Annotated in this window: 7 protein-coding genes; 5 read left to right on the top strand and 2 right to left on the bottom strand. The window is 51.6% G+C overall.

All coding sequences use genetic code 11. From position 1 onward, the window contains the following. Positions 1-98: 98 nt before the first annotated feature. Positions 99-1,475, bottom strand: coding sequence for an aldehyde dehydrogenase family protein (locus FCN45_RS21140; protein WP_137387154.1), 1,377 nt, complete (start codon positions 1,473-1,475; stop codon positions 99-101). Positions 1,476-1,956: 481 nt separating this feature from the next. Here FCN45_RS21140 and FCN45_RS21135 point away from each other — a divergent pair, with 481 nt between their 5' ends. The 3 genes from FCN45_RS21135 to FCN45_RS21125 all read left to right on the top strand — a co-directional run bounded on the left by FCN45_RS21135 (position 1,957) and on the right by FCN45_RS21125 (position 6,625). Then, entirely contained in the window at positions 1,957-2,886 is a 930-nt protein-coding gene (locus tag FCN45_RS21135) for a RepB family plasmid replication initiator protein (RefSeq protein ID WP_007886110.1), read from the top strand. Positions 2,887-4,449: 1,563 nt separating this feature from the next. Further along, positions 4,450-5,649 (top strand): AAA family ATPase, encoded by a 1,200-nt coding sequence (locus FCN45_RS21130; RefSeq protein ID WP_008109176.1) that lies wholly within the window; start codon positions 4,450-4,452, stop codon positions 5,647-5,649. A 7-nt stretch (positions 5,650-5,656) separates the two neighbouring features. Continuing rightward, on the top strand, positions 5,657-6,625 hold the full coding sequence (locus FCN45_RS21125; RefSeq protein ID WP_137387153.1) for a ParB family protein: 969 nt from the start codon (positions 5,657-5,659) through the stop codon (positions 6,623-6,625). A gap of 451 nt (positions 6,626-7,076) precedes the next feature. On the opposite strand, the gene FCN45_RS21120 is transcribed toward FCN45_RS21125, so the two are convergent. Further along, positions 7,077-9,005 (bottom strand): aliphatic sulfonate ABC transporter substrate-binding protein, encoded by a 1,929-nt coding sequence (locus FCN45_RS21120; protein WP_137387152.1) that lies wholly within the window; start codon positions 9,003-9,005, stop codon positions 7,077-7,079. Positions 9,006-9,279: 274 nt separating this feature from the next. Between FCN45_RS21120 and ssuD the strand changes: the two genes are divergently transcribed. Both ssuD and FCN45_RS21110 read left to right on the top strand, forming a co-directional pair. Continuing rightward, entirely contained in the window at positions 9,280-10,452 is a 1,173-nt protein-coding gene (gene ssuD, locus FCN45_RS21115; RefSeq protein ID WP_101761167.1) for an FMNH2-dependent alkanesulfonate monooxygenase, read from the top strand. A 14-nt stretch (positions 10,453-10,466) separates the two neighbouring features. Beyond that, the gene (locus tag FCN45_RS21110) at positions 10,467-11,867 is read left to right on the top strand and encodes an FAD/NAD(P)-binding protein (protein WP_371419616.1); all 1,401 of its coding nucleotides are present in this window, start codon (positions 10,467-10,469) and stop codon (positions 11,865-11,867) included. Positions 11,868-11,880 lie beyond the last annotated feature (13 nt).

Below are 11,880 nucleotides of genomic sequence, written 5' to 3'. Positions count from 1 at the left end.
GGTCCACAACATTTTAAATGATGGGCAACGGTATGAGATGCGAGGTATCTGGAGGCGGAGGATAGGAATAAGGGCGCGACTAACGCGCCCTGTGATGTTTAGCGGCGGTTTTTCCATACCGTCTGAATATTGCAGAATTCGTGGACGCCAAAGCTCGACAGTTCACGACCATAGCCGCTCTTCTTCACGCCTCCAATCGCAACTCGCGGATCTGACGCACCATTGCCATTGATAAATACCGCGCCGGTCTCGAGTTTTTCCGCCAGTTCGTTGGCCAGCGCTTCGTTGCCGCTCCACACTGTTGCACTCAGCCCGAATTCGCTGTCGTTCGCCAGCTCAAGGGCATGTTGTGCATCACGAGCGACACTAATTGCTGCGACCGGGCCAAAGATTTCCTGCTGGAAAGCTGTCATGGCTGGCGTGACATCGGCGAGGATCGTCGGGGCGTAATAGTTGCCTGGGCCGTCAATTTTATGGCCGCCTAATACCAGACGTGCGCCTTCCTTGATGGTCTGCTGCACCTGATTATCCAGCTCGTCACGCAGATCGTAACGCGCCATTGGTCCGATGTAGGTATCTTCTGCCAAAGGATCGCCGATCTTCAATGCCTGCACCGCTGCGCTGAAACGCGCCTCAAACGCTTCTGCGACGCTTTCTTCAATGATAAAACGCTTGGCTGCCATGCAGACCTGTCCTGTGTTCTGATAGCGTCCTGTGACCGCTGAGGCTACTGCAGCATCCAGGTCTGCATCCGCCAGCACGATGAAAGGATCTGCGCCGCCCAGTTCCAGCACGGTTTTCTTCAGTACCGCACCGGCTTGCGCTGCAATTGCACCGCCTGCACGCACGCTGCCGGTTACCGCTACAGCGGCAATACGTGGATCTTTGATCGCGGCCGAAACGCCATCGTTATCGACGTTGATCACGGTAAAGCCGCCTTTAGGCAGTTCGGTGGCGTCAAACAGCGACTTCATGAGGTTAGCGGATCCCATTACGCTCGGTGCGTGCTTGAGCACGTAGGTATTGCCCGCCAGCAACATGCTGACTGCGCCGCGCAGAACCTGCCAGTAAGGGAAGTTCCATGGCATCACGGCAAGGATCACACCGAGCGGACGAAATGACTGCCACGCTTGCTGGTTTTCTACCAGCGTTGGTTTGTCGGCCAGGATCGCCGGACCATGCTCTGCATACCAGTCACACAGATTGGCGCATTTCAGTACTTCAGCACGTGCCTGAGCGATCGGTTTGCCCATTTCCAGTGTGGCCATGGTTGCGAGCTCATCCTGACGCTGGCGGATCTGTTCAGCCAGTTGACGCAGCACTTTCACTCGCTGCGGCATCGCGATATAGCGCCATTCTGCATAGGCATCAGCACTTTGCTGCAATGCGGTTTCCAACTCGGCTGCGCTCTGCAGCGGATAGGTTGCGAGGATTTCGCCGGTAGTCGGGTTACGGGAGATAACGTTGTCAGTCATGAAAGATGTCCTCGTCATAAGTGATGTGATGTTCGATGAAGTTCACTTTACGCCGGGATGTAGTTTCTTAAAAATGAATAATAATGAGGAAGTTGTTCATTTATGGAGAAATAGAAGGATCCAGATCGCATATAACTGATGATTTGGTGGGATCAAAGGGGATGTTATTGCAATGGGGCTGTTTTAAACGTTTTATCGGTCTAAAGCCGCGTGAGTCCTGGCGTTATTAAGTTATACAGTGAATAGATCTTAAAGAAAGATCATATAGAGATCTTAAAGAGATCCTAAGAGATCCCCGATCGTCGCAGGCCGCACCCCACAAGGGCTCAGAAGGTGATCGCGTTCACTATAATGAGTAAAGTGTTCACTGGAGTCAGTAGTTTATTCACTATAGAGAGTAGAATGTTCACTATAAACAGTGTTAATGTTCACTGTAATCAGAAAACGACCCTTTTCATCCACAGAATGAAGATCTCAGGCTATGGCAGATAAAGAGAGTGAAAACAAGGCGTTACTCGAGCCTTTTCTGTCGGTGACAAAAAACAGCGGTGAAGTTATTCAACTCCACCCCAATAAAAATAACACCGTACAACCGGTCGCTTTAATGCGCCTGGGTCTGTTTGTTCCTACATTGAAGTCCACCGCGCGCGGTAAATCAGGCGCGATGGCATCGACCGATGCAACGAAAGAGCTAAAGAACCTTTCTTTAGTGAAATCGGAAGGCTATGAAAAAATTACCATTACCGGCGCAAGGCTGGACATGGATAATGATTTCAAAACCTGGGCCGGTATTATTCAGTCTTTCTCGCGTTATCCCTCAAAGGGCGACACCGTGACGCTGCCGTTTATCGATTTCGTTAAAATGTGCGGGATCCCTTCGGCAAACTCTTCGGCTGCGCTACGTAAGCGCTTAGATGCCTCTCTGCGACGCATTGCGACCAATACATTGTCCTTTGAAGGTAATGGCAAAGCCTATCACACTCACCTTGTGCAATCGGCGTATTACGATCGTGAAAAGGATCTGGTGCGTATCCAGGCCGATCCAAAGTTGTTCGAGCTCTATAATTTCGACCATAAAGTGTTACTGCAGCTGCGAGCCATTTCGCGTTTGAAGCGTAAAGAATCGGCTCAGGCGCTATATACCTATCTCGAAAGTTTGCCAACGAATCCGGCGCCCATCTCTCTGGCGCGTTTGCGTATGCGTTTAAACCTGGGCTCGAAAACCACCACGCAAAACCACGTGGTGCGACGTGCGATGGAGCAGCTCAAAGAGATCGGCTATCTCGACTATTCGGAAGTGAAACGCGGCCGCTCAGTGTTCTTCATCATCCACAGCAGGACGCCAAAACTCGACGGCATCAGCAATCTTGAAAGTATCGATTCGCTGGAAGATATCGAGTTTGAAGAGTGATCTTGCCCGTTCACTGTAATAAGTAATCCCCTTCAAGCTGTGTCACTTTTTGAGCAAAAGTGACACATGCTCTTCCGCTAACATTCACTGCAATCAGCTGTCCTCGCGTCATTCACTGTAATCAGCAACGTTCACTGTAATCAGAAGCCTTCTGCTTTTGCCATGTCTTCTGCGATGTCTTCAATGGCGTTGTGCCCTTTCTAAGCTACTTTTAAAGATAGTGAGTACTTACAAGGGCGGTAACCCTTCACTCTGATTCCCTTTTCACTGCCTTTTTACTGATCGTAGTGAACGTTTGTTCGATCGCTCGCTTTCACTGATTACAGTGAATGCTAATCACAGCGCTGCATGCTGAATACAGTGAACGTTCAAATGCAAATTAATGATTTATAAGTATTAAAAAAGCCTTTCTCAAACGGATTCACTGTAATCAGCAGTTTGACTGTGAATACAGCCAGTAAAAGTGACAGGGTTGGTCACTATGCTGATTACAGTGAACGTTTGGTCTGTCTTCTCACTACAGTGCACTGAAACGAGAGACGTTCGTACTGACGCTCATATGCCGCTTGAACAACATGTCACGCTGTCACTGATTACAGTGAACGTTACCAACTCGTCCCCTGCCCTGTCAGGTTTGCATCATGAAACAAACTCGCTCAGCGCGTCGTTTTTTTACTGAATACAGTGAACGTTGGGTGTTTAAATCAACAGCGCACTTTTACTGATTACAGTGAATGTTGTTGACGACATTATGGATATTTCGCTGTATCGCATATGGAGATTCCTGGCATATCAGCTTGTCGGCAAATAACACTCTACTGATTACAGTGAACGTTCGTCTTATCATGCTTGTCTGGCTGTACTGATTACAGTGAACGTTCTTTACAGCGTCATAACTTTTACTGATTACAGTGAATGTTCTCAGTCAGGCCGAATTGACTTACTGATTACAGTGAACAGTTTATCGCAGTGCGATAACGTCTACTGATTACAGTGAATCTTTGCAGATGAAGAGTACAAGGCTTTTACTGATTACAGTGAACGTTGGCGTTATGTGAAAACGTCTTCAGGATTTACTGATTACAGTGAATATCTAAGCAGCTTGGTACTTATCGTTGCTCTCTCGCCTGCTTTTTACTTCCAGGCATCATCTACTGATTACAGTGAATCTTCAGCCACCGCTCGCTGATTACAGTGAACCTTTTACTGATTGCAGTGAACGTTTATCTACGACGCTTATCAGCTTACTAACTACAGTGAATGTTCCAGCAATTTTGGTCGCAAGCCCCCTTCTCTTTTCTCTGTTTAAAAGTATACAGAGTAGAAACCGGCTACTGATTACAGTGAATCTTTGGGCCTTTGAACAAGATTTCAGCGGTTCAATATTGAACAAAAAACCGGGATGACTAAATTACGAACGCTGATTACAGTGAATGTTTGCGTTAAACCGCTCTTAATCAAGGTGTTTTCACATAACTTATTGTTCCTGAGCAGAAGAGATATATTTGCCTCGTGTGCTGGATTTATGTATAAAGTCATAAATCCTACATGTGTGGAGCAAGTATGGCTAACGATGAGAAGCAAGTTCTGAAGGTCGCACAGCGTTCAGAAAGAATGCTGATGAGCCTGACTGAACAGATTCAGGCGCAGAAAGAAGAATTGCGGGAAAACACGTTCTATCAGGTTTACGCTAAAGCGGCGTTAGCCAAACTGCCCAAATTGACGCGTGCGAGCGTGGATTACGCTGTCAACGAAATGGAAGAAAATGGTTATCCGTTCGATAAGCGTGCAGCGGGCAGCTCAACCAAGTATGCGATGTCGATTCAGAACATCATCGATATCTATCACCATCGCGGTGTGCCCAAGTACCGCGATCGCCACCATGAAGCCTTTAGCATCTTTGTTGGCAACCTCAAAGGCGGCGTTTCGAAAACGGTCTCTACCGTTTCGCTGGCACACGCATTACGTGCGCATCCGCATCTGCTATTTGAAGATCTGCGTATTCTGGTCATCGATCTGGACCCGCAATCTTCCGCCACCATGTTCCTGAACCATCAACGTTCAGTGGGATTAGTAGAAGCGACCGCCGCACAGGCGATGCTACAGAACGTCAGCCGCGAAGAGTTGCTCAACGAGTTTATCGTTTCGTCGATTATTCCGGGCGTCGATGTGCTGCCGGCGTCAATTGATGACGCCTTTATTGCCTCGCGTTGGGAAGAGCTGTGTGCTGCTCACCTGCCCGATCAAAACATCCATGCGGTGCTGTATGACAATGTAGTGGCCAAGCTGAAGAAAGATTACGACTTTATCTTTATCGACAGCGGTCCGCATCTTGATGCCTTCCTGAAGAACGCCATTGCTGCTTCAGACCTGCTGATGACGCCAGTGCCGCCCGCGCAGGTGGATTTCCACTCCACGCTGAAGTACTTAACGCGTTTGCCGGAGTTGATTGGCATCATTGAAGAATCGGGAGCAGCCTGCCGTTTGCAGGGCAACATTGGCTTTATGTCTAAACTGTCGAATAAAGCGGATCACAAGCTGTGTCACAGCCTGGCGAAAGAGATTTTTGGCGGCGATATGCTTGATGCTGCGTTGCCGCGTCTGGATGGCTTTGAGCGCTGCGGAGAGTCGTTTGATACGGTTATCTCAGCCAATCCATCAACCTACGTGGGCAGCACCGAAGCCTTAAAGAATGCGCGTTCAGCGGCGGAAGATTTCGCGAAAGCCGTATTTGACCGCATTGAATTCATTCGCCTGAACTGAGGTTACTATGAGCGCAAAAAGAATCACCATTGGCCGAACCTTCAGCCAGACACCATTGCAGACTGAAGAAAGCGCCGATGGCCATTCTCAGACATTTATTCTGGCGACGGGTAAACGCGCCCTGTTCACGCTGGAGCATATCCCGGCGAAGGAAATCGAAGAGAAAACCTTCGTTAAGATGGAAACCAACGGCCGCGATCAGTCTGGCCTGACGCCAGAATCGCTGCGCGACATCATTCGCACCATCAAATTACAGCAGTTTTTCCCGGCGATTGGCGTAAAGCGTGACGATCGCATTGAGATTCTCGATGGTTCACGTCGTCGTGCAGCGGCTCTGCACTGCAAAACTGGGCTTGATGTGTTGGTCACAGACGTGGCTATCTCGGCGGAAGAAGCGCGTCGTTTAGCCCAGGATATTCAGACCGCGCGCGAGCACAATCTGCGTGAAGTGGGCATGCGTCTGCTATCGCTTAAAGAAAGTGGATTGTCGCAGAAAGAGATTGCGCAAAGCGAAGGCTTATCGCAGGCCAAAGTAACGCGTGCATTGCAGGCTGCGAGCGTGCCGCTCGAGCTGGTGACGCTGTTCCCGAATCATTCTGAGCTGACCTATCCAGATTATAAATCGCTGTTGCAGGCGTATGAGAAACTGCAGGAAACCGGACAAACGGTTGATGCCTTGATCGATACTATCGGTATGGATGTTGATACCGTATGCGCGCGCGATGGATTGGCCGAAGACGAAGTTAAGAATGGCATTCTGCGTTTAGTGCGTAACGGTAGCCAGACGCTGATTCAGTCACCGGCAAAAGATAAAACCGTGGCGACGCCATTATGGAGTTTCGCCGATAAAGACCGCTTTGCGCGTAAGAAAACGCGCGGACGCATGTTCAGCTACGAGTTTAATCGCCAGTCAAAAGAGTTGCAGGAAGAGCTGGATAAGGTGATTAATGAGACGCTCAATAAGTATCTTAATTAGTAAGTGAACTGCCGCCTACGGGCGGTTTTTTAATGCCCTTCTCAATGCCTCGCCAGCGCAATTTCATCGCTAACTGTATGAAATATAGATTATCGCCGCGGAAATTTCAGTCTGAAATCGCCACTGTTTTAGCCAGCCGCTCAAAGGTATCCGTTAATAAATCACCAATAACGATTAACTAACTGCAGCCAATTTAACCAGCTGTGCGCGAAAGCGACAACAGCCAGCCACAGCAGAATTGCCGTCAAGCCAGCGAGTGAAAATTCATCTGCTCGCCCAATCGATTTCACCTCTATTGATATGAAATATAAGGGGTTTCTAATAAAATTTCAGGCTGAAATCGCCAATTAACTTTTAGTTTCAGCGATCATCAAAAATCCCTAAGCGAGATTAGCCAGATGATATTCAATGATTTATCCACAGAAAACGTGGATAACTTTCAAGACCCACATTACTCAATTAACGTTAAAGCTGATGAAAATTGCCAAACCGCATCGCGCACGCGCACCGGTTTGTTAATCAGCCCCAACGCATAAAAGCGATCGGCGATGGTCTGCTGCTCTTTGATTACTTCGAAGGCCATCGCACGTGTTTTGTGGCTGCGGCGAGTCAAGGCACGTTCTACTGATGCGATTTCCAATCCAAGCTCCTGAGCCAATAACATTGATGCTTCGTGGCGATGGCTATCGATGAACAAACCCGTTTGTTGCAAACTCTCCACCAGCTGTCTGAAGATGTCATCGTGCTGTTCAACGTAATCACGCCGCGCCAGATAGAACTGATGATTATGTACGCGCCCTTCACCATTAACCAAAACCCGCAGTTCGGGATTGCTCTCCGCAGCGCTGAGCAACGGATCCCACATCATCCAGGCATCAACCGAAAGGTAATCACTGGCGGTGAGCGGATATTTCGGCGGCGTATACACCACTTTGAGTTCATCCAGACCAATGCCCGCTTCCTCCAGTAAATGCAGCAGTAGCCAGTGAACGTTCGAACCTTTATTAACCGATATGCGCTTACCGCGCAGATCGCTGATGGTACGAATATCGCTATCATTCGGTACCACAATGCCAACGCTGCTCGGCGCCGGTGGCTCCCACGCAATATAAGTCACCGCATTGCCGCTCGCCTGAGCGAAGATTGGCGGTACTTCGCCGGTGGTACCAAAATCGATTTCGTTGTTTTGCAGTGCATACAGCAGCTGTGGCCCGGCGGGAAACTCACTCCACAACACGCTTATGCCTTGCTGAGCGAAACAGTGTTCGAGGCTCTGACGGGCTTTCAATACGCCAAGATTGCCAAACTTCTGATAGCCAATGCGCAGCTCACGCTCCTGCGTCCCATGCACATTGGATGTCGATGCAGTTACCGGCGATTTGCGCCGTCCTTTAATCATTCCCTGATTAGCCAGATGCGTGCGTAAAGTGTGGCGGCTAATACCTAATAGCGCCGCGGCCTGGGTTTGATTGTGATCTGTCATCGACAGCGCGTTGCTAATCAGGCTGCTGATAACGCGATCAAACAGTTGTTGCGGCTGACTGGTTAGCTGCTGCTGAAGAAAACTGTCGAGCGTTGAATCATTTGACTCGTTAAAGCCATGTTCACTGTAACCAGCAAGTCGCAACTGTGCGGGCGTCAGCGTCTCTTCGCGGCTCAGCAATACGGCGTTATGCAGCGTGTTCTCCAGTTCACGGATATTGCCCGGCCAGCTGTATTCGCGCAGCGCTTCAAGCGCATCAGGAGAAAGACGCCGTGCCGGGCGCCCTAAACGTCGTGCGTAGAGGGCGAGGAAGTGTTGCGCCAGCAGCGGAATGTCTTCACGGCGCTGACGCAGCGGCGGTAATGGTACCACCGCAATATTCAGGCGATAGAACAGATCTTCGCGGAAGCGTCGTTCACGAATCGCCTGCGCCAAATCCACATGCGTAGCCGCGATAACTCGCACATCCACTTTGATCGCTTTACGCGAGCCCACGCGCGTAATCTCACGCTCCTGCAGCACACGCAGCAATTTAACTTGCAGTGAAGGACTGAGCTCGCCAATCTCATCCAGCAGCAAGGTGCCGCCTTGCGCTGATTCAAACCAGCCGGGATGTGACTGCGTCGCACCGGTAAAAGCGCCTTTCTCATGGCCGAACAATTCGGCTTCAGCCAGGCTTTCCGTCAGTGCGCCGCAGTTGACCGCGAGGAAAGGGCCGTGACGGCGTTGGCTGTGATGATGCAGATAGCGCGCCACCACTTCTTTACCTGTGCCGGTTTCGCCGACAATCAGCACGGTGGCATCTGTGGGCGCGAACTTATCCAGCAGCGATTGAAACGCCAGAGAAGCGGGATCGACTAAGCGCGGTGAGTCGGTGTGGTTATAGGTGGTTAACATGGTATTGAGTCCTGTAACGAGCATATCGTTAACCTAAATGCTCACGCTGACTATTAACACCATATAAAAAGCATAAGCAGTTGCATATGCAGCAATAGCTGTTGCGCCAGAGTTGCAAATGCAACTGTTTTGGTTGACGGTGACAAGGCTAACCGCCTGAAATACGGCGATTCGCGCCAGTTAACAACCTGGCACGCTTTCTGCTAATAGCTATATAACCAAATAAGCAGTTCAAAATGATCATTTTTTAATAAAGTTATATAGGAAAAGCATAATGGCCGATTCCGCGAACGATAAAATTAATGTCTTCTGGTTTTTACCGACGCACGGTGATGGACGCTATCTTGGAACCACGCAAGGCGGACGCCCGGTCGATTTACCCTACTTACAGCAAGTGGCGCTCGCCGCCGACAATCTTGGCTTCTATGGCGTATTAATTCCTACCGGCAAAAGCTGTGAAGATTCCTGGCTGGTGGCTTCTGCGTTAGCGCCGATCACCAAGCGTCTGCGCTATTTAGTGGCAGTGCGTCCTGGCCTGCAGCCGCCAACGCTGGCAGCCCGCATGGCGACAACGCTTGATCGTCTGTCTGAAGGGCGTTTATTGATTAACGTGGTGACCGGCGGCGATCCGATTGAGAACAAAGGCGACGGCATTTTCCTCAACCACAGTGAACGTTATGAAGTCACCAAAGAGTTCCTCGACGTCTACAGCCGCCTGATGCGCGGCGAGAAAGTGGATTACGAAGGCAAACACATTCACGTCGAAGGCGCGGAAGTGCTGTTCCCGCCGGTGCAGGAAAAGGGGCCGCCGCTCTATTTTGGTGGTTCATCTGAGGCGGCGATTGATGTAGCAGCGGAACAGATCGATACCTATCTCACCTGGGGCGAGCCGCCAGCGCAGGTTGCCGAGAAGCTGGAAGTGGTGCGCGCACGTGCAGAACAGCGCGGACGTAAGCTGGAATACGGCATTCGTTTGCATGTGATTGTGCGCGAGACCGAAGAAGAAGCCAAAGCGGCGGCAGATAAGTTGATTGGTCATCTTGATGAAGAAACCATCGCGCAGGCGCAGAAAATCTTTGCGCGTATGGATTCAGCCGGTCAGGCACGAATGAGCGCGTTGCACAACGGCTCGCGCGACAACCTCTATATCTCGCCAAATCTGTGGGCGGGTGTGGGTCTGGTGCGCGGAGGCGCGGGCACTGCGCTGGTCGGCAGCCCGGAGCAGGTGGCTGAGCGTATCCGCGAATATCAGGCGCTGGGTGTCACCAACTTCATTCTGTCCGGTTATCCGCATCTGGAAGAAGCGCATCGTGTGGCCGAATTACTGTTGCCGCTGCTACCGCTGGCTAACGCACAGCAGCAGCGTGAACGCACCATTAACACTGGCCCGTTTGGTGAAACCATTGGCGGCGATAAGCGTCCGTCAAAACAGACGAGCGCCAGCTAATGCAGGAGAAGGCAATGGCACGGGTAATCATTGTTGGCGGTGGCTTTAGCGGCACAGCGCTGGCGATTCATCTCGCACGAACCTCATCGAGCAGATTACTGATTACAGTGGTCGAACCGCGCGCCAGTCTCGGCGGCGGCGTTGCCTATTCCACGCAGGAGCCGGCGCACCGCATCAACGTGCCCGCTTCACGCATGCAGTTAAGCGGGGAAGAACAGGGCGCGTTTGATCGCTGGTATCGCCAACAGCCGGAATGTTCACTGGATTCAGTAGCGCACTGTGAAGACGGCGCGGTCTATCCGCAGCGCAGCCTGTTTGGTCGCTATCTGGCAGAACAGTTTGCCACCGCGGCGAAGGCGTATCCGCACATCACGCTGCGCCATGTTCAGGCCAGCGCCGTGGCCTGGGAAGGCGAGCAGCTGTTGCTCAGCAACGGAGAAACGCTGCAGGGTGATGTGCTGGCGTTAGCGATCAGTCATCCGCCGCCATCATTGCCGCGTGCGCTGCAACCGTTCTCGGCGCATCCGGCGTTGATTGCCAATCCGTGGCAGCACGGCGTATTAGACGCCATCGATCCTCAATCCTCGGTGGCGATTATCGGTACCGGCCTGAGCATGGCGGACGTGGTGGCTTCATTGGGCACCCGACAGCATCGTGGCCCGTTAATCTCCTTCTCGCGCCGTGGGCAGCTCTCGCGCGATAACCTGAGCGGTGAATGGCCTGAATGGACATTAGCCCCGCAGGATGCGTCCAGCGCGCGTCTGTGGCTACGACATATCCGCGCCGAGGTTGCGCGAGCCGCGGAACAGGATTTGCCGTGGCAGCGCGTGCTCGATCAGGTACGCGTGCAAGGTCAGGATATCTGGCAATCGCTGCCGCTGCGCGAGAAGCAGCGCTTTGTTCGTCACTTGCGCTCGTGGTGGGATGTGCATCGCTATCGCATTGCGCCGCAGGTGTCAGCGGTGATCAGCGCACGTCGGCAGCAGGGCAGTTTGAAGGTGCTGGCCGCGCGGCTTAGCGAAATCTCCGATGTCGGCAGGCAGCTGGACATCACGTTACGCACGCGCGAGGGCGCCAGCGAAACCCATCGCCTCGATCATCTGATTGTCACCACCGGTCCCGGCCATGAAGCCTTAACCGCCAGCCAGCCGCTGCTGCAGTCGCTCAGCCAGCAAGGGCTAATCCGCGCTGACCTGCTCGGTTTTGGTATAGATGTCGACAGCCAGTCGCACACGCTTAATGTTACCGGCCAGCCCAATGCGCGCCTGTTTGTCGTCGGTCCTGCTGCGCGTGCGCGCTTCGGTGAACTGATGGGTTTGCCGCAGGTTGCCGATCACGCCGCCGCTGTGGCGAAACATATTTTACAAGAACTGCAAATCGCTCCCGCCGAGCGATGTCCCCCTTCAGCGCTTTAATCTCTCAACATCC

The sequence above is a fragment of the Pantoea sp. SO10 genome (genome assembly GCF_005281435.1).
Taxonomy (GTDB): Bacteria; Pseudomonadota; Gammaproteobacteria; order Enterobacterales; family Enterobacteriaceae; genus Pantoea; species Pantoea leporis.
The sequence above is the reverse complement of the archived record's forward strand: the minus strand, read 5'-3'. Positions and strand labels throughout refer to the sequence as shown.

What these genes read in the sequence shown, in the direction of transcription:
- FCN45_RS21140 (WP_137387154.1), bottom strand. Translation starts at nt 1,475, where the DNA reads ATGACTGACAACGTTATCTCCCGTAACCCGACTACCGGCGAAATCCTC.
- FCN45_RS21135 (WP_007886110.1), top strand. Translation starts at nt 1,957, where the DNA reads ATGGCAGATAAAGAGAGTGAAAACAAGGCGTTACTCGAGCCTTTTCTG.
- FCN45_RS21130 (WP_008109176.1), top strand. Translation starts at nt 4,450, where the DNA reads ATGGCTAACGATGAGAAGCAAGTTCTGAAGGTCGCACAGCGTTCAGAA.
- FCN45_RS21125 (WP_137387153.1), top strand. Translation starts at nt 5,657, where the DNA reads ATGAGCGCAAAAAGAATCACCATTGGCCGAACCTTCAGCCAGACACCA.
- FCN45_RS21120 (WP_137387152.1), bottom strand. Translation starts at nt 9,005, where the DNA reads ATGTTAACCACCTATAACCACACCGACTCACCGCGCTTAGTCGATCCC.
- ssuD (WP_101761167.1), top strand. Translation starts at nt 9,280, where the DNA reads ATGGCCGATTCCGCGAACGATAAAATTAATGTCTTCTGGTTTTTACCG.
- FCN45_RS21110 (WP_371419616.1), top strand. Translation starts at nt 10,467, where the DNA reads ATGGCACGGGTAATCATTGTTGGCGGTGGCTTTAGCGGCACAGCGCTG.